This is a genomic window from Herbaspirillum autotrophicum, from assembly GCF_001189915.1.
Classification (GTDB): domain Bacteria; phylum Pseudomonadota; class Gammaproteobacteria; order Burkholderiales; family Burkholderiaceae_D; genus Herbaspirillum; species Herbaspirillum autotrophicum.
The window spans coordinates 1-19,892 of the sequence record NZ_LFLS01000034.1 but is presented as its reverse complement, the minus strand read 5'-3'; the positions used below and the strand labels follow the sequence as shown (position 1 = coordinate 19,892).

Genomic DNA, 19,892 nt, shown 5'->3' with positions numbered 1-19,892 from the left:
CAATCAAGGAGATGCAATATGGCTTTTCGTTTTCCCCGACTTCACGGCACACGCTTTGCAGTCGCCTGCAGTTTGTGCGCTGCCACCGGCCTGGCAACGGCGCAGCCGGTTTCACCTGAGCTGCAACGTTTTCGGGATATCTACAAAGAACTGATCGAGATCAATACCACCCACTCATCCGGCAGCACCACCAAAGCGGCACAAGCAATGCAGGCGCGTTTGCAAAGCGCCGGCTTTGGCGCCGGCGAAATGCAGATTATCGAACCCTTCCCCGCCAAGGGCAATCTGGTATTGCGCTGGAACGGCGATGGCCGCAAAAAGCCCATCCTGTTGCTGGCGCATATCGACGTCGTCGAAGCCAAACGGGAAGACTGGAAAACCGATCCTTTCACTTTGCAGGAAGGCGGCGGCTATTTCACTGCGCGCGGCGCGATTGACGACAAGGCAATGGCCGCAGGCCTGGTTTCCGTACTCGACCAGCTCAAGCGCGAAGGTTTCAAACCGCAGCGCGATATCATCCTGGCGCTGACCGCTGATGAAGAGCGCGGCAATGTCGACAGCAACGGCGTGCGCTGGATGCTCAACAACAAACCCGGACTGTTGCAGGCAGAACTGGGCATCAACGAAGGTGGCGGTGGCGAATTGCGCAACGGCAAACCCAATGTGCATCGGGTACAGGTGGCAGAAAAACTGTTCACCAGTTTCACGCTTGAATTACGCGATGTCGGCGGCCACAGTTCGCTGCCAACCGCCAGCAACCCGATCTACGCCATGTCGGCCGCATTGACCCGGCTCGGCGCACATCATTTCCCGGTCAAGCTGGCCGATGTCACCAAAACCTATTTCAGCCGCAGCGCGCAATTTGCCAGCGGTCAACTGGCGGCCGACATGCGCGCCATCGGCAGCGGCCAGACCAGTCCGGCGTTGTTGGCCCGGCTATCCAGGAATCCGGCCTATAACGCGCAGTTGCGCACCACCTGCACGGCGACCATGCTCAATGCCGGCCATGCTGAAAACGCCTTGCCGCAATCGGCCAAAGCCACCGTCAATTGCCGCATACTGCCGTTCGATAATCCGGATGACATCGAGCGCCAGATCAGGCAAGTGCTTGCCAATGACAACATCACGGTGCAGCAGGTATCCAAACCCACCATCAGCCCGGTGTCGCCGCTCAAGGGCGCCATCGCCGACACCATCGAACAATTGACGAAAGAGATGTGGCCGGGGGTGCCGGTGATTCCGTTCATGAGTACCGGCGCTACCGACAGTCGTTTTGCCCGCAATGCCGGCATACCGATGTATGGCGTGTCAGGCTTGTTTTTCGAACCTGCCGACTTGCGCATTCATGGTCTGGATGAACGGGTCGAGATCAAATATCTGTATGAAAGCCGTGAATTTCTGTACCGTCTGGTGAAGAAACTGGCGTCATAAGCGGACCACAATGCAGCGCAAGCCGATGCGCTGGCGCTGCATTACCGTCCCTCATTCGTCGTTCAGATGGCACGCCGACGCATGCCCCGGAGCGATTTCCCGCAACAAAGGTTTTTCTATGGAACAGCGCGGCATCGCATGCGGGCAACGCGGATGGAAATGACAACCACCCGGCGGGTGCAATGGCGACGGAATTTCACCCTTGACCGCAAAGTAGGTCGCCTTGCCAACCGTGAGCTTGGGTGCCGAGGCCAGCAATGCCTGGGTATACGGATGATTGGGGGTCGAGAAAATTGCCTCGGTTGGCGCCGATTCCACAATCCGCCCGAGATACATGATGACCACGCGATCAGAAATGTGACGTACCACACCGAGATCGTGGCTGATGAACAGATAGGTCAGATCCAATTGATCGCGCAGCGCGATGAACAGATTCAATACCTGGGCCTGAATCGATACATCCAGCGCGGCAACAGCCTCATCGCACACCAGAAAATCCGGCTTGACTGCCAGCGCCCGCGCAATGCCGACCCGGGCCCGCTGACCACCTGAAAACTGATGCGGAAACCGGCGCAGCATATCGGCACTCAAACCGACCCGCTGCAACAGATCAACCACATAATCCTGTTGCTCGCTCTTGCTGACAAGGCCGTGTACCAGCGGTGCTTCACCGACAATATCCTGTACCCGGAAACGCGGATTGAGCGACGCATACGGATCTTGGAAAATCATTTGTATCGCCAGTTGCGCCCGGCGTCGTTGCGATGCCGGCAGCGTTGCCAGTTCGATACCCTGCCAGAACAACTGGCCGGCCGAGAGCGTATGCAAACCGGTCGCCATTCGTCCCAGCGTCGACTTGCCGCAACCAGACTCGCCCACCAGCCCCACTACCTCGCCACGGCCAATGCCGAGACTGACATCATCCACCGCATGCACGACTTCTTCTTGTGTAGCGTGACCGAAGCGTCGTGTCACCAGGTTGGCAGTCCTGGCCGCCATATCGAGCGGTTTGACAAAGCGCTTCGAGACCTGGCGCAGCTCCAGCAGCGGGACTTCCTGATTGACACTCTGGCTCACGACATCACCTCCGTCAGCGTTGCTGCGACCGGATGAAAACAGCGCAACGCGCGCTGATCCACAATCCGCAATTCCGGTATCTGTTGACAGACTTCGGTGGCATTTTCGCAGCGGTTACGGAATGCGCAACCGGAGGGCAATTGCAGCAGCGATGGCGTGCTGCCGGGAATTTGCCGCAGTGGCTGACCGCGCGGATTGCGCGATGGCGCCGAAGCAATCAAACCATGCGTATAGGGATGACGCGGTTGCGACAATACCTGCGCGACACTGCCGCTTTCGACGATGCGTCCGGCGTACATGACGCTGACCGTATCGGCCAGACCCGCCACCACCGACAAATCATGTGTAATCCAGATCAGCGCGGTGCCCGATTCGCGACACAGTTTTTGCATCTCATACAGAATCTGCCCTTGTATCGTCACGTCCAGCGCCGTGGTCGGTTCATCGCAAATGATCAGGTCCGGTTTGTTGAGCAAGGCAATCGCAATGGCAACCCGTTGCCGCATGCCGCCGGAAAACTGATGCGGATATGCAAACAGACGTTCATCAGGCGCGGCAATGCCAACCCGCACCAACGCTTCCCGCGCCATTTCCAGCGCCACCGCCTTGCTCACATCCTGATGCGCCAGGACTGCTTCCGTCATTTGGGTATCGATGCGCAAGACCGGATTCAACGTCATCATCGGGTCTTGAAAAATCATGGCAATCCGGTTGCCGCGAATCTCGCGCATGGCTTCCGGCGACAGGCTTCGCAGATCGACGCCATTGAGCAGGATTTCGCCGCTCACGACTTTTCCCGGAGCATCGATCAAGCCCATGATCGAATAACCGGTCATTGACTTGCCGGACCCGGATTCGCCGACCAAGCCCATGACCTGGCCGCGTTCAACCGTGAAGGAAACGTCGTCGACCGCGCGGGCAATGCCGTTGCGCGAAAAAAAACGGGTCTGTAAATTGCTGACTTGCAAGGTAGCGGTCATGCGATCCTCATTGAGTCTGCAAACGCGGATTGAGCACATCGCGCAATTGATCGGCAACCAGATTGATGGCCACTACGGTCGCCAGCAATGCTACCCCCGGAAAGAAACTGATCCAGTATTTTCCCGACAGCAGGTATTGAAAACCATTCGAAATCAACAAACCCAGCGACGGTTCGGTCACTGGCAAACCAAGGCCGAGAAAAGACAGCGTGGCTTCCAGCGAAATGGCCGACGCCACTTGCAAAGCGGCGATCACGATCAGCGGCGGCAAACAATTAGGCAACAAATGACGGAACATGATCCGCAACGGCGACAGCCCCAGCAAACGCGCGGCTTCGATATATTCCTTTTTGCGCTCCACCAGTGCCGTGCTGCGTGTGGTGCGTGCATAGTAAGCCCATTGCACGGTCACCAATGCGATGATGATTTTATCTACCCCGCGCCCGGTCAATGCCAGCAAAATCAAGGCCACCAGAATCGGCGGGAACGCCAGTTGGATATCGGCCACGCGCATGATCAGCGCCTCGGTGCGGCCACCGGCATAACCGGCAATCAACCCCAGCGACAAACCGATTGCCATCGCGATCACGGTACTGGTGACGCCGACCATCACGGAAATGCGCAAGCCGTACAGAATCGCCGACAGCATGTCGCGACCCTGATCATCACTGCCGAGCAGGAAGGTCAGCGTGCCGTCGAGCGATACCTTGCCGGGTTCCAGCCGCGAATCCATGACATCGAGATGTTCCAGGTCATAGGGATTTTGCGGCGCCACCCACGGTGCGAAAATCGCGGCCAGCAAGATCAGCAGCAACAGAATGAAACCGGCGGTCGCGATGCGGCTGCTGAAGAATCTCTGCAGGAAACGCGTCAGCGGGGTATCGGCTTGCCTGATCCGGTTTGATATCGATTTCAACGCTTGCATCATCAGCCTTTCGCCTCGGACAGACGCACCCTCGGGTCCAGCACCGAATACAGCACATCAACACATAAATTGATCACGATGAAAATCACGACAATCAGCGACAGGAATGCCACGATCACCGGCCGGTCCAGAACCCGGATCGAGTCGATCAGCAACTTGCCGACCCCGGGCCAGGCAAAGATCGACTCGGTAACGATGGAAAAAGCGATGATGGAACCGAATTGCAAGGCCACCACGGTAACAATCGGAATCAGAATGTTTTTCAGTACATGCACGCCGATGATGCGACCGGTGCGCAAACCTTTGGCGCGGGCAAACTTGATGTAATCCTGCAGCAGCGCTTCTTGCGTGCCGGAGCGTGTCAGGCGGATGATCAAGGCGATATTGAACAGCGCCAGATTGAGCGCCGGCATCAACAGATGTTTCAATCCGTCCCAGGTCAGGAAGCCGAACGGAATGCCGAACAACATCGCGGTCTGGCCCCGGCCACTGGTTGGCAGCCAGCCGAGTTCGACTGCGAACACCATGATCAGCATCAAGCCGACCCAAAATGTTGGTAACGAGAAACCCAGAATCGACACCGTCATGATGGTCTTGCCGGCCCAGCCGTTGGGCCGCAAACCGGCCCACAATCCCAGTGGCAGCCCGACCACCACAGCGATCAGAATGGCTGATACGGCCAGCTCCATGGTCGCCGGCAAACGTTCCAGAATCAGACCGAGGGCCGGTGTGGCATACACGAACGAGCGCCCCATGTCGCCGGCCAGTGCATTTTTGATGAACAACAGATATTGAATCCAGAACGGCTGATCCAGACCGAAAGCGGCAATGACGCGGGCCCGCTCGATCTGGTCGGCATCGGGACTGATCAGAATGTCGATCGGATTCCCGATGGCGTAGACGCCGACAAAGACCAATAACGACATGAGCAGCAACACGGCGATGCTCTGAACAAACCGGCGAATGATAAAAGCGAGCATCTTGGCTATCTGGCTGAAAAATCTGGATAAGGAGCAAATGATGCATAAATCATGCTCGGCAAGCAACTACATTTATGCCTACGGACATACGCCAGAGAGTAATATAGCCATTCCTGCAGCAAAAACAACGAAGCAGACGCGCCGGCAATTTCGCCACATGCCTCACATCTGCGATGCGATCCCGGAGACTGTGTGGCAGTTTGCCTCGTCGCGGTGCACGGCAACGTCAACCTGTTTTTCTGCAGCAATGAACAGCATACAGAGATACCGCAACTTGTGAGGTCTGCACCATGAAACTGATTGATCCGCTTATCCAATTCCAGAGTGAACTGCAAAAAATCCGGCGCGACATTCACGCCCATCCCGAACTGAGCTACGAAGAACAGCGTACTTCCGACGTCGTTGCCGCCAAACTGACCGAATGGGGCATCCCGGTGGTGCGCGGTCTGGGTGTCACCGGCGTGGTCGGCATCATCAGCAATGGCAGCAGCAAACGCGCCATCGGCTTGCGTGCCGATATGGATGCGCTGCCGATGCCGGAGCTCAACACCTTCGCCCACGCTTCGAAAAATGCCGGCAAGATGCACGCATGTGGTCACGATGGCCATACCGCGATGCTGCTGGGCGCAGCCTATCACTTGTCGCAGCATCGCGATTTTGATGGCACGGTGTATGTCATTTTCCAGCCGGCCGAAGAAGGTGGCCGTGGCGCCGAACGCATGATCCAGGATGGCTTGTTCGAACAATTTCCGATGGATGCCGTGTTCGGCATGCACAATTGGCCCGGCATGAAAGCCGGACAGTTCGGCGTGACAGTCGGTCCGATGATGGCTTCGAGCAATGAATTCGAAGTGATCGTCAAGGGCAAGGGCTCGCATGCGGCCCAACCGCACAAGGCGATTGATCCGGTAATGACGGCGGTGCAAATCGCGCAAAGCTGGCAAACCATTGTGGCCCGCAACGTCAATCCGAACGACCCTGCGGTGGTGTCGATTACCCAGATTCATGCCGGCAGCGCCACCAATGTGATCCCCGATACTGCAACCCTGATCGGCACCGTGCGCACCTTCAACTTGCCGGTGCTGGATCTGATCGAACGCCGCATGCGTGAAATTGCCGCGCATACCGCAGCGGCATTCGATGCCGAAGTCGAATTCAAATTCCTGCGCAACTATCCGCCGCTGATCAACCATGCAGCCGAAACTGCGTTCGCGATTGAAGTCATGCGCGATGTGGTGGGTCACGATCAGGTCGATGGCAATGTGGAACCGACCATGGGCGCAGAAGATTTTGCCTTCATGCTGCAACACAAACCCGGCTGCTATGTCTTTCTGGGCAACGGCGAAGGCGGCCACCGCGACCATGGCCACGGTCTCGGCCCCTGCAATCTGCACAATCCCAGCTATGACTTCAATGACGACTTGCTGCCGGTTGGCGCGACCTACTGGGTGCGACTGGCGGAAGCGTTCCTGAAACAGCAGTAGCCATCCGGTTCCAGGCCGGCAATACAAAAACGCGGCACTGAGCAAATCAGTGCCGCATTTTCTGTCAGCTCTGCGGCAACTTTCAGTCAGATCCGACGCCATTCCGATGCTGCGCCGCCGGCTGGCAAAGCGATGGCGGCAAGTACGCCACAACACCGGCAATTTCAGGCATGATTCCCGGTGACAACAAACAACCATAACGGACCGCCGCCATGAAACTGACTGCCGACCTGCTGCTTGCGCTGATCGCCATCGAACATATCTGGATATTGGTACTGGAAATGTTTTTGTGGACGCATCCGATCGGGCTGAAGACCTTCCGCCAATCGCGCGCCACCGCTGAGGCATCCAAGGTATTGGCCGCCAATCAGGGCTTGTACAACGGCTTTCTGGCGGCCGGTCTGATCTGGGGCCTGCTGGTCGATGATCCGGCGATCAAACTGTTTTTTGTGAGCTGCGTACTGATTGCCGGCATTTACGGCGGCCTCACGGCCAAGCGCTCGATCCTCTACGTGCAAGGATTGCCGGCGCTGCTGGCCTTGCTGGCGCTGCTGGCGAGTCGCTAGCCGGAACGGTCTTCAACCGCCGGTCTGCTGCCGCAAGAGACGAATGTCGCCATACCAGGCTTCAATCGTCTCTTCGGTATTGTCGGTATCGGTCAGCACGCCGACGGCGATCAGTTGCCCCGGTTTCTCACCAAAGGCCTTTTCATAGTCTTCGACAATATTGCGCTGATACTTCATCCACTGCCCCAGATTCTTCGGGCCGCTTTCAGCCACCAGCATCTGGATGCGTCCGGTCCGGGTATTGGGAATGACGGTACCGACCGGCGCCTGGTTTTCCCAGATGTACATCAAGGTGGCGTAAGGGAATTCATGGCCTGAAATCAGTTTCGCCGTATCGAACAGAATCGTATCCATGAAGGACAGCTTGCTGCGATCACCATCGAATGCCAGCACGATGCGGACCGGTGAGTCTTCGGTATCGCGCTTGCTGTTGTCGGCGCCGGGGATCAGTTGATTGGTCTTCCAGGTCCAGCTCAGCCACGGTTGCCGGGCCGGATCAATGCTGACCTCATGCCGCAAACCTGACGATGCCTTGTCTGCCGCCGCGTGCAAGACGGTACGGCCATCCAGATCGGTCAATACATATTCGGTCGGTTTTTTCTTGCGCACCAGAATCAGCGGCTCCCAATCCTTGGGCAAGGCGCCCGGCGGGTTGGTGGAAAACAATGCCAGCGACTGATCCAGCCGCTGCTGCTTGGCGACCGGGTCATGCACCTTCTTGCCCCCCTGACTCGCGCAGCCAGCCAGCAGCAACGCCAGCACGCTCACAGATGTCATGGCGGAGAAATGCTTCAAAGCAGACTTCATTATGCTCTTTACAGTGAAATGCCGGCAGCGCCGGCATCAATCAACCATCAATTCTGTTGTCGCAAAATGTTGATGAACATTTTCCCTATCGACGACAGCGTCGTATTTTTTCGCGTGACGATACCATAATGCTCAATCCGGGTCTTCAATTGCACCGGCAGAATACACAACATTTTCTTCGCTGCAAAGAAATGCGCCAGGTCGAGCGGCATGACTGCCACCATGTGGGAGTGCGATTGCGCCAGCAATGTCACGGTCACCGACCACGACGCGGTCTCGATCACATTGCCGGGCACTTTCAATCCTTCCAGCTTGAATTCATGCTCGATCCAGATGCGCATCGGCATATTGCTGGAGTACAGAATCCATGACGACGTCATCAATTCCTGAAAGCGCACCTTTTGCGCCGTCGCCAGCGGATGGTCAACACCGGTGACGATACACATCGGCTCGCCGCGCAACATTTCATAGTTGTACATTTGCGGCTGCGAACTGACGGATGAACGGCCGATCATCAAATCGATGTGGCCCTGGTCCAGCAGCAGCAACTGGCGGGCACTGGTGTCTTCCATGATTTCAATCGACACTTCGGGTTGCACTTCGCGCAGGCGCATCATGGCGCGCGTGATCAGCGGCGCCGCCCCCATGATGGTGCCAATCGAAAGGCGGCCGCCCTGCCCGCTCAGCATGCCTTGCAATTCATCGCGCAGATTGCTGACATCGCTCTGGATCAGCCGCGCATAACGGATCACGCAACGCCCCAGCTCGGTCGCCTCAATCCCGCGCGACGACCGGTCAAACAAGATCACACCAAGCGCCGACTCCATTTCGTGCAAGGCTTTGGTGGCAGCAGGTTGTGTCATGTGCATCACTTCTGCCGCCTTGTGCAGCGAGCCCTGTTCATCGAGCGCGGTCAGCAGCGCCATCTGCCGGAACCGCAGGCGGCTGACGATGGCATTGACGGAAGGCAAGCTTGCAGCCTGCGTTTCGAGTCGGTTATCACCTGATGAATTAAGGTCATTAGACATCGTTGGGGAAGCCTCTTATATTCAGTTCCAGAAAAACCACAATGCTAACGCATCTATTCGCAGCTGTTTGACAGCAACTGCCAAAGACGCGATTTATTTACGGAGACACTTGCAATCGGGCCCACAGCCGGGACGGTGCATGCGTAAGACATTCATGCTGCAGCACAGCATCGACGACTTGCAAGTTTCTCGCCTCGGAACGGAGACTCTGTGAGACTGATTCAATTTGAAAATCGCCAGGGCGTGCGCAAGGTCGGCATCGTCAACGGCGCAGCCATCAATGTCGTTGCCGACGTCAGCACCATGCGTGAACTGGCTTTGCTGGCGATCCGCCAAAACAATTCACTGGAACGTCAGGCACAACTGCTGCGTGGCGAAGAGCAGGACGTCTACGCCGACATTCTCAAAGAAAACCGCATTCTGGCACCGCTCGATCATGCCGACCCGGCGCATTGCCTGGTGTCCGGCACCGGTCTGACACATCTGGGCAGCGCCTCTACGCGCGACAAGATGCATCAAAAGCTGGGCGACGACGAAGATGCCATGACCGATACCATGCGCATGTTCAAATGGGGTCTGGATGGCGGTCGCCCCGGCGCGGGCAAGGTCGGCGCGCAACCGGAATGGTTTTACAAAGGCGACGGCGCCATCGTGGTGGCGCCAGGCGCGCCGTTCCCGGTACCGGAGTTTGCTGAAGATGCTGGTGAAGAACCGGAACTGACGGGGCTGTACGTGATTGATGATGCCGGCCATCCGCACCGTATCGGCTTCGCCATCGGCAATGAATTTTCCGATCACGTGGTGGAGCGCAAGAATTATCTGTATCTGGCGCATTCCAAGTTGCGCTATTGCTCGTTCGGTCCGGAATTGCTGGTCGGCACCCTGCCCGCCAATCTGGTCGGCATGAGCCGCATCCGTCGCGATGGCCGCGTGATCTGGGAAAAGGAATTCCTGTCCGGCCAGGACAACATGTGTCACGCCATCGAAAATCTGGAATACCACCATTTCAAGTACAACCAGTTCCTGCGTCCCGGCGATATCCACGTGCACTTCTTCGGCACCGCGACCTTGTCGTTTGCCGATGGCGTACGTACCCAACTGGGTGATGCCTTCGAAATCAGTTTGCCCGATTTCGGCGAACCGCTGATCAACGGCATCGTGCGCGAGCAATCGCGGGTTGCCGTCGATGGCGTCAAGGTGCTGTAAGGCGTCCTGCAAGACGACCGCCTGATTTTCTTCATCCTGCGGCATGCAATACATGCCGATTTCGCAGAAGTAGTTGGGAGTCCCGGCAAGCAACCGGCAGACGCCGTACCGAGGGCAGCGCAGCATCAGCCACCGGGTCTGTCCTTGTTCATCCGGGGCGATTTATTGAATCGGAGATTTCATGCATTACACATTTGATTTCATGAGTGTGTTCGTCCACTGGGACCGCTTGTTATACGGCGCCTGGCTGACAGTTCAGTTGTCCACGTTATCCATCGTGCTCGGCTTTGTGGTCGGCACCTTGTGCGCGATCGCGCTCAAAAGCAAAAGCATTTTGCTGCAAGCGGTCGTCAAATCCTACGTCGAAATCATCCGCAACACGCCATTGTTGGTACAGGTGTTCCTGGTGTATTTCGGTTTGGCCAGCATCGGTCTGAAACTGACCGCAGAAACCGCTGCCGTGATTGCACTGACGGTCAACGTCGGCGCTTACACGGCGGAAATCATGCGCGCCGGCATCAACTCGATTCATCCGGGTCAGATCGAAGCGGCCGAATGCCTGGGCATGTCCAAAGCCCACGTGTATTGGCATGTGGTGTTGCTGCCGGCGGTGGAACGGGTTTATCCGTCACTCACCAGTCAGTTCATCCTGCTGATGCTGGCGTCGAGTATCACGTCGCAAATCTCGGCGGAAGAATTGACCGCGACCGCCAATCTGGTGCAATCGGAAACATTCAGAAGCTTTGAAGTGTATGTCGTGATTGCAGTTGCCTATCTCGCCCTGTCGTTCCTGTTCCGTGCCGCATTCTGGCTGATCGGGAAAACAGCATTTGTGCGCAAGCGCAAACTTGGCACCAACCTGTAAGGAGATAGCGTGACCACATTCAGCCTTTTACATTTTGAATATCTGCTGCAGGCGGCAGTCTGGACCATCGTGCTTTCACTGGTGGCCTTTGTGTGCGGCGGCGGTTTCGGTTTCGTGATTGCCTTGTGCCGTATTTCGCGCTCGCCATGGCTGCGCCGGATTGCCAGCTGGTACATCCAGATCGTGCAAGGCATCCCGTTGCTGGTGGTGTTGTTCCTGGCCTACTTCGGCCTGGCCATCGCCGGCTTCAAGTTGTCGCCGCTGGTCGCCGCCGGTATTTCATTCGCCATTTATTGCGCCGCGTTTCTCGGTGAAATCTGGCGCGGTTGTATCGAAGCAGTCCCCAAGACCCAGTGGGAAGCCTCCGAATGTCTCGGTTTCAACCGCTTCGAACAATTGCAAAAAGTGATTTTGCCGCAAGCGTTCAAGATCGCAATTCCGCCGACCGTCGGCTTCATGGTGCAAATCGTCAAGAACACTTCGCTGGCTTCGGTCATCGGCTTTGTCGACTTGTCGCGCGCCGGCCAGATCATCAACAACTCGACCTTCCAGCCATTTACCGTCTTCGGATGTGTCGCCCTGATCTATTTTTGTATTTGCTATCCGCTGTCGGCGCTCAGCAAGCACTTTGAAAGGAAATTGAATGTCAGCAATCGTTAGTATCAAAGATCTCCACAAGAGCTTCGGCGCGGTCAAGGTGCTGAATGGCGTATCGCTGGACGTACAAAAAGGTCAGATGGTTGCGATCATCGGCCGCAGCGGTTCCGGCAAGAGCACATTGCTGCGCTGCCTCAATGGACTCGAACGGGTTGACTCCGGCGACATCAAGGTCTGCGGCCATGACATTCATCAGCCCGACAGCCTGAACCTGCGCGAATTGCGCAAACAGGTCGGCATCGTATTCCAGAGCTATAACCTGTTTCCGCATCTGACGGTCGAACGCAACATCACGCTGGCGCTGACGACAATCAAAAAGCTTTCATCTGCGGAAGCAAAAAAAATCGCGCACAATGTGCTGACGCTGGTGGGACTGGAACCGAAGAAGGATGCCTATCCGGAACAGTTGTCGGGCGGGCAGCAGCAGCGCGTGGCGATTGCCCGTTCACTGGCAATGGCACCGGAACTGATGTTGTTCGATGAAGTGACTTCCGCGCTCGATCCCGAGCTGACCTCGGAAGTATTGAAAGTCATGGAAGATTTGTCGACCCAGGGCATGACCATGGTGCTGGTCACGCATGAAATGGCTTTCGCCCGCAAACTGGCCGACATCCTGGTTTTCATGCATCAGGGCAAAGTCTGGGAAGTGGGCCCGCCGGATGAATTATTCAACAATCCCCAAACGGCCGAACTGGCCAAATTTGTAAGCAGCGATCTGTAACACCATCACGAACTCAGGAGACCACATGAAAAATCTACTCAATTTCACAAAAAAAGCCGCCGCCGTCGCCCTTGGCCTGGTTTGCTTCGCGCAAGTTGTACACGCTGACACGCTGGCCGATATCAAGGCCCGCAAGAAAGTGTTGATCGCCGTCGATCTGGGCGCGCCGCCATTCGGCATGACCAATGCCAAACTGGAACCGCAAGGCTCGGATGTCGAGACTGCGCGTCTGCTGGCAAAAGACCTGGGTGTGGAATTGGAAATCGTGCAGGTGACCGGCCCCAACCGCGTGCCGTTCCTGATGACCGGCAAGGCAGACATGGTGATCGCGACATTCAGTATCACACCTGAACGCGCCAAGGTCATCACCTTCACTCACCCTTACGGCGCATCGCAATTCGTGGTGGCAGCACCGAAGAGCGCCGCCATCAAGAGTCTGGCCGACTTGCCAGGCAAGCGCATCGCCGTGGTACGCGGCAACATGCAAGATTCGCTGTTGACGCCGCTGGCACCAAAGGGCACCACCATCGTGCGCTTTGACGACGATGCCACAGTGACCGCCGCGGTGGTCTCCGGTCAGGTCGACGGATTGTGCACACCGAACGCACTGGCAGCAGCGATTGCCCGTCAGAACCCATCCAAGAATCTGGAAACCAAGTTCGCCATCAAGGATATTCCTTACGCCATCGGTATCCGTCAAAACGATCCTGAACTGCAAAAGTGGTTGAACGCATGGATTGATACCAATACCAAGAACGGCAATCTGGGCAAGATCTATCAACAATGGGTCGGTACCCCGATGCCTGACCTGGCACAGTTCGCGGCCAAGTAACATGCCCGTCGCCGCGGCCTGCCTCATGGCAGTTGCGGCGACACTCTCCCTATATCGAGATCATCATGAAACCTATTTCTCCCGTCATCCGATTGAATCCAGTCGATGATGTTGTCATCGCGCGTCGCCAGCTGATACCCGGGACCATTCTTGAGGAAGAAGGCGGACTGCGCATTGCTGCGCTGATTCCCGCAGGTCACAAGATGGCAACGCGTGCCATCGAAGCCGGTCAGCCCATCAAGCGCTATGGACAAATCATCGGTACTGCCAGCCAAGCCATCGAGCCAGGTCAGCACGTGCATACGCACAATCTGGCGATGGCAGACTTTGCGCGCGCGCACGAATTCGGCGCCGATTTCAAACCGGTGGATTACATCGAAACACCGGCAACCTTCATGGGCATCGTCCGTCCCGACGGCCGCGTCGCTACACGCAACTACATCGGCGTGCTGACTTCGGTCAATTGTTCGGCAACGGCTGCACGCGCGATTGCGGATTATTTCCGACGCGATATTCATCCTGAAGCACTGGCCGATTTTCCCAACGTTGACGGCGTCGTCGCCTTGACCCACGGACTCGGTTGCGCCGTTGATTCGCTCGGCGAACCACTGCAGATTTTGCGCCGCACCCTGGCCGGTTATGCCAGGCACCCCAACTTCGCAGCAGTATTGCTGGTCGGCCTGGGTTGCGAAACCAATCAGATTTCAGGTTTGCTGGAAGCCCACAATCTGAAAGAAAACGAATACTTCCATACCTTCACCATTCAGAGCACCGGCGGCACGGCCAAGACGGTGGCACTGGGTATCGAGAAAATCAAGAAAATGCTGCCCGCGGCCAACAACATCAAACGCGAACCGGTACCGGCCAAGCATTTGACGCTGGGCTTGCAATGCGGCGGTTCCGACGGCTATTCCGGCATTACCGCGAACCCGGCATTGGGCGCCGCAGTCGATTTGCTGGTCCGTCATGGCGGTACCGCAATCCTGTCTGAAACGCCGGAAATCTACGGCGCAGAACATTTGCTGACACGTCGCGCCGTCTCTCCCGAAGTGGGCGAAAAACTGCTGGCGCGTATCGCGTGGTGGGAAGAGTATTGCGCCAAGAACGGCGCTGAAATGAACAACAATCCTTCGGCCGGCAACAAGGCTGGCGGCTTGACCACCATTCTCGAGAAATCGCTCGGCGCCGTTGCCAAGGGCGGCACGTCCAATCTGGTTGATGTCTACAAGTATGCGGAGACGGTGACGGCCAAGGGTTTTGTGTTCATGGACACGCCCGGCTACGATCCTATCTCTGCAACCGGTCAGGTGGCCGGCGGCGCCAACGTGATCTGCTTCACCACCGGTCGCGGATCGGCATATGGCTGCGCCCCTTCGCCATCGCTGAAACTGGCGACCAACACCGCGTTGTGGCAGCGTCAGGAAGAAGACATGGATATCAATTGCGGTGAAATTGCCGATGGTACGGCAACACCGCAAGACATCGGTGCGCAATTCTTCCAGATGATTCTCGATACGGCGTCCGGTAAAAAGACCAAGAGCGAATTGCATGGCTACGGCCAAGATGAATTCGTGCCGTGGCATATCGGCGTCTATACCTGAACTAAGCGGTACCCGGCTGCTGCCTGCGTGAATCGCACCGGCAGCAGTTTTTTCTGCAACTGCATTTCAGGCCAGGCTGCATGGCAGAGCACTCAGGCTGCGGCAATACCGGCTTCCCTTTTTTCCCGACACATGGAGCACACAGGCATGGCACAAGCATTCACCTCTCAGGCACATCTGCCAGAGGATCATCATCAGGCTATTTTGATCGGCCGCATCTGGGCGCCGGGCACAGGCCCCGTGCTGGTGAAAGTGCAAGCCGACGGCGTGTACGATCTGACCTCGATCGCCGCCACCTCAAGTCAATTGCTGGAACTGGAACAGCCGGCAGCGCTGGTGGCACAAGCTTCCTTGCCGCGCCTGGCGACACTCGATGCGTTGCTGGCCAATGCCGACATCTCAACCCGCGATACGGCAAAACCATGGCTGCTGGCACCGATTGATCTGCAAGCGGTCAAGGCCAGCGGTGTAACTTTTGTGGCCAGCATGCTGGAGCGCGTGATCGAAGAACAGGCGCGTGGCGATGCCGGCAAAGCGGAGTCCGTGCGCAAGGCCATCACGGCCGTCATCGGTGACAATCTGTCGAGCGTGGTGCCGGGTTCGCCGGAAGCGGCCAAGCTCAAGGATGTGCTGCTGGCGCAAGGTGTCTGGTCGCAATATCTGGAAGTCGGCATCGGCCCGGACGCTGAAATTTTCACCAAGGCGCAACCGCTGTCGTCGGTTGGTCTCGGCGATGAAGTTGGGATTCATCCGAAGTCGGTCTGGAATAATCCCGAGCCGGAAATCGTCCTGGTGGTCAACAGCCGCGGCGCCACCATCGGCGCCACACTCGGCAACGACGTCAATCTGCGCGACTTCGAAGGGCGCAGCGCACTGCTGCTCGGCAAAGCCAAAGACAACAATGCTTCTTGCGCAATCGGTCCGTTCATTCGCTTGTTTGATGCAAACTTTTCAATTGACGATATCCGCATCGCCGAACTTACAATGCGGGTCGATGGTACTGAAGGCTTCACGCTCAAAGGCAGCAGTTCAATGTCGATGATCAGCCGCGATCCGCTGGATCTGGTTGAGCATGCCATTGGCCCCAACCACCAGTATCCGGATGGTCTGGTTCTGTTTCTCGGCACCATGTTTGCACCGACGCAAGATCGCTTTGGCCCGGGTCAGGGGTTCACGCATCAGGTGGCCGACATCGTCACGATCGAAACGCCACGCCTCGGCGCGCTGGTGAACAAGGTGAACTACACCGATAAGGTTGCACCATGGACCTTTGGTCTGTCGGCATTGTTCAAGAATCTGGCACAACGCAAACTCATTTAAAGGAATCCCATGTCATCACGTCTCGCTGGAAAAACCGTTCTCATCACCGCAGCCGCACAAGGCATCGGCCGCGCCTCGGCGGAACTGTTCGCGCGTGAAGGTGCCCGCGTCATCGCCACCGATATCAATCAGGAAATACTGGCCTCGCTGCAAGGCGTGGAAACGCATGTGCTGGATGTCACCGATGCCGCCGCCATCAAGAAACTGGTGGATAGCATCGGCACCATCGATGTGCTGTTCAACTGCGCCGGCTATGTGCATGCCGGTAACATTCTGGAATGCGATGACAAGGCGTGGGATTTCTCGTTCAATCTGAACGCACGCTCCATGTTCCACACTATTCGCGCAGTTCTGCCAGGCATGCTGGCGCGCAAATCGGGCGCGATCGTCAACATCGCTTCAGCCGCTTCGAGCGTCAAGGGCGTGGCAAATCGTTTCGCTTATGGCGCTAGCAAAGCCGCAGTGGTAGGCCTGACCAAATCGGTGGCGGCGGACTTCGTGGCTCAAGGCGTTCGCTGCAATGCGATTTGCCCGGGCACCATCGAATCGCCATCGCTGAATCAGCGTATTGCTTCGCAAGCCAAGGAAAGCGGCAAGAGCGAAGACGAAGTACGTCAAGCCTTCGTCGCCCGACAACCAATGGGCCGCGTCGGCAAGGCAGAAGAAGTGGCGGCACTGGCGCTGTATCTGGCGTCAGATGAATCGGCATTCACTACTGGCGCGATCCACATGATCGACGGCGGCTGGTCCAACTAAGCCAGGCAGGCACTGCTTTATCCCGCCGGGCTGCACGCAGTACGGCGGCGACTCTGATACCATTTCATTCCCGAGCTTCAAACTTCTCCGCAAATCCTACAGCAGACTGGCAGCTTGTCGGCTTGTCGCCCGCAGGCTGAACGGCGCATAATGCGGGCTTAGTCTTCAGGAGCCGTCATGTCTCACCCTTCCGTTCAGGTTGCCTGTTCCACGCCCATGCAGTTGGGAGAGTCCCCTCTGTGGCATGCCGCAGAATCAGCTTTGTACTGGATCGATATTCCGGGACGTGCAGTGCACCGCCTGGATACCCGGAACGATCAGCACCGTTCATGGCCGCTGCCGGCAGAGCCCGGATGTATTGCGCGCGATGCAGATGGCGGATTGATCGTTGCCTTGCGTACCGGCCTGAGTCATCTGGACACTGATACCGGCGGCCTGACGCCGATGCTGGATGCACCTTATGACCAGGACAAGATCCGCTTCAACGATGGCCGCTGCGATGCCATGGGGCGCTTGTGGACCGGCACCATCTATGAACCGCGGGATCAGTTGCTCGGCTCGCTGTTTTGCATAGAGCGCGGCCGGATTCGGGATGCCCGTCATGCGGTCACCACTTCCAACGGCGTCGCTTTCAGCAATGATCATCGTTTGATGTACCACGCCAATACACCGGCGCATCGCATCCATGTTTATGATTTTGATCTCGCTACCGGGATCACATCGAATCAGCGTCTGTTCAAACAGTTTGATACCGACAAGACTGCCGCAAATTACGGCGGTCGCCCCGACGGTGCCGCAGTCGACAGTGAGAATGCCTACTGGTGCGCCATGTTTGAAGGTGGCCGTCTGCTGCGCTTATCGGCCAGCGGCGACATTCTGCAAGAGATTGCATTACCGGTGCGCTGCCCGACCATGGTCGCGTTCGGTGGCGATGACTTGCGTACCTTGTATATCACCACCGGCCGGCATAATCGCAGCCCGCAAGAACTTGAGCAATATCCGTTGTCCGGCTGCGTGCTCTCGCTGCGGGTGGAGACACCGGGATTGCTGGAGTTTCCCTATTTGCGATGATCGATCCTGCAAACCGGCGGATCCGTCGGGGATGACCTGCCTTTTTGTGTCGGCGGACCAACGGAATTTTATTTCCCGCCCTTAGAAATACTATCGGCCAGAACGCATTTTGCTAGTTATGAGAGAATACTTTCATGTCGTCAACCTGTCATATATCGTTCCAGCAGCGCGACACAAAGCCTTTAAATACGAGCTTTAATCAATTTCAACACTCACTCAATCACGTTCATCTCATGACAATACAAAAAATTGCCTTGAAACTTGCCATCGCGAGTGCCGCCTTTATTTGCATGCAAACACCGAGCTATGCCGTCGACTCAGCATCAGTCGAATTCGGCACCGGTAACAACACACAGATGTTGCGTCTGGCTGCCCAATGGGACTGGCAAAACAAATGGTGGCAGTCAAACGGCACCCATATCGGCGGCTACTGGGACTTGTCGCTGGCGCAATGGCACGGCAACCGCTATAACGATATCGACGGCCAGAAGCAGGATTTCGTCGATATCGGCTTTACGCCGGTGTTCCGTTTTCAGCGTGACGACAAGAAGGGTTTTTACGGTGAAGCCGGTATCGGCGTTCATTTGTTTTCCGAACTGTATAACAACGCCGGCAAGAAATTGTCGACCGCATTCCAGTTCGGTGACCACCTCGGCGCCGGCTATGTGTTCGCCAATGGCCTCGATCTTGGCCTGAAACTGCAACACTTTTCGAATGGCGGCATCAAGCAGCCAAACGGTGGCGTGAACTTCGCCGTCCTGCGTGCAAGCTATCGCTTCTGAGTTTCTGAAAAGCGAGCTGCATAAAAAAATGCCGGCTTCAAGCCGGCATTTTTACGTCTGCGATCATTCTCTGCGCATCGCAAAATACGCTCAACGCCATCCGCGATGCCATCCATATTGCGGGTGATGCCAACCCCAGCCATAGTGCGGATGGTATGCCCACACATAACCGACACCTGGCGAAGCATAAGTCGGTTGCACATAAACGACACCCGGAGGCGCTGCATAAGCAGGTCCCGCAGGCGGTGCCACTACACAGCCACTGACCGCAAACGCCAGTGCAGCAGCCGAAATCAGAGTCAAGGTTTTCATCATATCCACGCTTTCTGTCAAAAATACACTCAGCTGCTTCAAGTTGATCGGCGCCTGTGGCCGTCGATCCGTTCGTTCATCTTTCTGGTTGCGGAAAGATGCAACTTTCCTCAAATACAAGGACTGCAGTCGGAGAAAATCACTGCCGTGGTGTCATAACGTTCGAAAGATACTGAATGCCTACCCGACATTGTGTGCATTTGTAAGCTTGACTATGCGCGAACATTTGATTGATTTCCACTCATTCGTTAAAACTTGCTGCCGTTTGGACAAAAGACAGGCCCGCAGAACTCTTCAGTGCAAAAACCAGCGACGGTAACATGGCGTATGAGGTGTGTTTTACAGGCACTGCAAGCGCCAAAAATTCTGGATGAGTGCTGATATGAAGAGAGATGAGGGATTTATTGCCGGGCAAAGACATTGCTTTGCGACCTCCTGCCTTGATAAAAGGATGTAAAAGACAAAGGAAATTGACGGGAAAAGCAGAGCAT

At 56.6% G+C, this 19,892-nt stretch carries 21 protein-coding genes; 13 read left to right on the top strand and 8 right to left on the bottom strand.

The features are described from left to right. The first annotated feature begins 18 nt into the window (after positions 1–18). Positions 19–1,431 (top strand): M20/M25/M40 family metallo-hydrolase, encoded by a 1,413-nt coding sequence (locus tag AKL27_RS21590; protein ID WP_050464934.1) that lies wholly within the window; start codon positions 19–21, stop codon positions 1,429–1,431. A gap of 51 nt (positions 1,432–1,482) precedes the next feature. Here AKL27_RS21590 and AKL27_RS21585 read toward each other — a convergent pair whose 3' ends face one another. The 4 genes from AKL27_RS21585 to AKL27_RS21570 form a co-directional block, all read right to left on the bottom strand. Continuing rightward, entirely contained in the window at positions 1,483–2,430 is a 948-nt protein-coding gene (locus AKL27_RS21585) for an ABC transporter ATP-binding protein (protein WP_157057043.1), read from the bottom strand. 74 nt (positions 2,431–2,504) lie between these two features. Beyond that, positions 2,505–3,488: an ABC transporter ATP-binding protein gene (locus AKL27_RS21580; protein ID WP_050464932.1), complete on the bottom strand. Its 984-nt coding sequence runs from the start codon at positions 3,486–3,488 to the stop codon at positions 2,505–2,507. A gap of 7 nt (positions 3,489–3,495) precedes the next feature. Beyond that, a complete protein-coding gene (locus tag AKL27_RS21575) occupies positions 3,496–4,404 on the bottom strand; it encodes an ABC transporter permease (RefSeq protein WP_408609782.1) in 909 nt (302 codons plus the stop codon). An 11-nt stretch (positions 4,405–4,415) separates the two neighbouring features. Beyond that, positions 4,416–5,393, bottom strand: coding sequence for an ABC transporter permease (locus tag AKL27_RS21570; RefSeq protein ID WP_050464930.1), 978 nt, complete (start codon positions 5,391–5,393; stop codon positions 4,416–4,418). A 290-nt stretch (positions 5,394–5,683) separates the two neighbouring features. Here AKL27_RS21570 and AKL27_RS21565 point away from each other — a divergent pair, with 290 nt between their 5' ends. Both AKL27_RS21565 and AKL27_RS21560 read left to right on the top strand, forming a co-directional pair. Further along, a complete protein-coding gene (locus AKL27_RS21565; protein WP_050464929.1) occupies positions 5,684–6,877 on the top strand; it encodes a M20 aminoacylase family protein in 1,194 nt (397 codons plus the stop codon). Positions 6,878–7,089: 212 nt separating this feature from the next. Further along, positions 7,090–7,443: a DUF1304 domain-containing protein gene (locus AKL27_RS21560; protein WP_050464928.1), complete on the top strand. Its 354-nt coding sequence runs from the start codon at positions 7,090–7,092 to the stop codon at positions 7,441–7,443. 12 nt (positions 7,444–7,455) lie between these two features. Here the strand turns inward: AKL27_RS21560 and AKL27_RS21555 are convergent, their stop codons facing one another. Continuing rightward, complete coding sequence (locus AKL27_RS21555; protein ID WP_050464927.1) at positions 7,456–8,220, bottom strand: DUF3047 domain-containing protein; 765 nt, start codon at positions 8,218–8,220, stop codon at positions 7,456–7,458. A 77-nt stretch (positions 8,221–8,297) separates the two neighbouring features. Then, entirely contained in the window at positions 8,298–9,278 is a 981-nt protein-coding gene (locus AKL27_RS21550; RefSeq protein WP_050464926.1) for a LysR family transcriptional regulator, read from the bottom strand. Between the two features lie 210 nt (positions 9,279–9,488). On the opposite strand from AKL27_RS21550, the gene araD1 reads away from it, so the two are divergent. From araD1 to AKL27_RS21500, 10 genes are all read left to right on the top strand, one after another. Further along, positions 9,489–10,484: an AraD1 family protein gene (araD1, locus tag AKL27_RS21545; protein ID WP_050464925.1), complete on the top strand. Its 996-nt coding sequence runs from the start codon at positions 9,489–9,491 to the stop codon at positions 10,482–10,484. 181 nt (positions 10,485–10,665) lie between these two features. Continuing rightward, the gene (locus tag AKL27_RS21540; RefSeq protein WP_050464924.1) at positions 10,666–11,349 is read left to right on the top strand and encodes an amino acid ABC transporter permease; all 684 of its coding nucleotides are present in this window, start codon (positions 10,666–10,668) and stop codon (positions 11,347–11,349) included. A 9-nt stretch (positions 11,350–11,358) separates the two neighbouring features. Continuing rightward, positions 11,359–12,009 carry an amino acid ABC transporter permease gene (locus AKL27_RS21535; RefSeq protein WP_050464923.1) on the top strand — a complete coding sequence of 217 codons (651 nt, stop codon included), beginning with the start codon at positions 11,359–11,361 and terminating at the stop codon, positions 12,007–12,009. After that, complete coding sequence (locus tag AKL27_RS21530; RefSeq protein WP_050464922.1) at positions 11,993–12,727, top strand: amino acid ABC transporter ATP-binding protein; 735 nt, start codon at positions 11,993–11,995, stop codon at positions 12,725–12,727. The genes AKL27_RS21535 and AKL27_RS21530 overlap by 17 nt, the downstream gene beginning before the upstream one ends. A 25-nt stretch (positions 12,728–12,752) precedes the next feature. Further along, positions 12,753–13,559 (top strand): transporter substrate-binding domain-containing protein, encoded by an 807-nt coding sequence (locus AKL27_RS21525; protein WP_050464921.1) that lies wholly within the window; start codon positions 12,753–12,755, stop codon positions 13,557–13,559. Between the two features lie 65 nt (positions 13,560–13,624). Next, complete coding sequence (locus tag AKL27_RS21520; RefSeq protein WP_050464920.1) at positions 13,625–15,160, top strand: UxaA family hydrolase; 1,536 nt, start codon at positions 13,625–13,627, stop codon at positions 15,158–15,160. A gap of 147 nt (positions 15,161–15,307) precedes the next feature. Next, entirely contained in the window at positions 15,308–16,480 is a 1,173-nt protein-coding gene (locus tag AKL27_RS21515; protein ID WP_050464919.1) for a fumarylacetoacetate hydrolase family protein, read from the top strand. Between the two features lie 9 nt (positions 16,481–16,489). Next, positions 16,490–17,236, top strand: a complete 747-nt coding sequence (locus tag AKL27_RS21510) for an SDR family oxidoreductase (RefSeq protein WP_050464918.1) — start codon at positions 16,490–16,492, stop codon at positions 17,234–17,236. Positions 17,237–17,413: 177 nt separating this feature from the next. Then, positions 17,414–18,307 carry an SMP-30/gluconolactonase/LRE family protein gene (locus tag AKL27_RS21505; protein WP_050464917.1) on the top strand — a complete coding sequence of 298 codons (894 nt, stop codon included), beginning with the start codon at positions 17,414–17,416 and terminating at the stop codon, positions 18,305–18,307. Between the two features lie 233 nt (positions 18,308–18,540). Continuing rightward, positions 18,541–19,089, top strand: a complete 549-nt coding sequence (locus tag AKL27_RS21500; RefSeq protein ID WP_050464916.1) for an acyloxyacyl hydrolase — start codon at positions 18,541–18,543, stop codon at positions 19,087–19,089. A gap of 90 nt (positions 19,090–19,179) precedes the next feature. Here AKL27_RS21500 and AKL27_RS28530 read toward each other — a convergent pair whose 3' ends face one another. After that, the gene (locus AKL27_RS28530; RefSeq protein WP_408609781.1) at positions 19,180–19,401 is read right to left on the bottom strand and encodes a hypothetical protein; all 222 of its coding nucleotides are present in this window, start codon (positions 19,399–19,401) and stop codon (positions 19,180–19,182) included. Positions 19,402–19,642: 241 nt separating this feature from the next. Next, positions 19,643–19,892, bottom strand: a 250-nt coding sequence (locus AKL27_RS28525) for a hypothetical protein (RefSeq protein WP_232311061.1), incomplete at its 5' end; no start/stop codon positions are given.

Excerpts from the sequence above, each read along its gene's own strand:
- AKL27_RS21590 (WP_050464934.1), top strand. The coding sequence starts at position 19 with ATGGCTTTTCGTTTTCCCCGACTTCACGGCACACGCTTTGCAGTCGCC.
- AKL27_RS21585 (WP_157057043.1), bottom strand. The coding sequence starts at position 2,430 with ATGGCGGCCAGGACTGCCAACCTGGTGACACGACGCTTCGGTCACGCT.
- AKL27_RS21580 (WP_050464932.1), bottom strand. The coding sequence starts at position 3,488 with ATGACCGCTACCTTGCAAGTCAGCAATTTACAGACCCGTTTTTTTTCG.
- AKL27_RS21570 (WP_050464930.1), bottom strand. The coding sequence starts at position 5,393 with ATGCTCGCTTTTATCATTCGCCGGTTTGTTCAGAGCATCGCCGTGTTG.
- AKL27_RS21565 (WP_050464929.1), top strand. The coding sequence starts at position 5,684 with ATGAAACTGATTGATCCGCTTATCCAATTCCAGAGTGAACTGCAAAAA.
- AKL27_RS21560 (WP_050464928.1), top strand. The coding sequence starts at position 7,090 with ATGAAACTGACTGCCGACCTGCTGCTTGCGCTGATCGCCATCGAACAT.
- AKL27_RS21555 (WP_050464927.1), bottom strand. The coding sequence starts at position 8,220 with ATGACATCTGTGAGCGTGCTGGCGTTGCTGCTGGCTGGCTGCGCGAGT.
- AKL27_RS21550 (WP_050464926.1), bottom strand. The coding sequence starts at position 9,278 with ATGTCTAATGACCTTAATTCATCAGGTGATAACCGACTCGAAACGCAG.
- AKL27_RS21540 (WP_050464924.1), top strand. The coding sequence starts at position 10,666 with ATGCATTACACATTTGATTTCATGAGTGTGTTCGTCCACTGGGACCGC.
- AKL27_RS21530 (WP_050464922.1), top strand. The coding sequence starts at position 11,993 with ATGTCAGCAATCGTTAGTATCAAAGATCTCCACAAGAGCTTCGGCGCG.
- AKL27_RS21525 (WP_050464921.1), top strand. The coding sequence starts at position 12,753 with ATGAAAAATCTACTCAATTTCACAAAAAAAGCCGCCGCCGTCGCCCTT.
- AKL27_RS21520 (WP_050464920.1), top strand. The coding sequence starts at position 13,625 with ATGAAACCTATTTCTCCCGTCATCCGATTGAATCCAGTCGATGATGTT.
- AKL27_RS21515 (WP_050464919.1), top strand. The coding sequence starts at position 15,308 with ATGGCACAAGCATTCACCTCTCAGGCACATCTGCCAGAGGATCATCAT.
- AKL27_RS21510 (WP_050464918.1), top strand. The coding sequence starts at position 16,490 with ATGTCATCACGTCTCGCTGGAAAAACCGTTCTCATCACCGCAGCCGCA.
- AKL27_RS21505 (WP_050464917.1), top strand. The coding sequence starts at position 17,414 with ATGTCTCACCCTTCCGTTCAGGTTGCCTGTTCCACGCCCATGCAGTTG.
- AKL27_RS21500 (WP_050464916.1), top strand. The coding sequence starts at position 18,541 with ATGACAATACAAAAAATTGCCTTGAAACTTGCCATCGCGAGTGCCGCC.
- AKL27_RS28530 (WP_408609781.1), bottom strand. The coding sequence starts at position 19,401 with ATGAAAACCTTGACTCTGATTTCGGCTGCTGCACTGGCGTTTGCGGTC.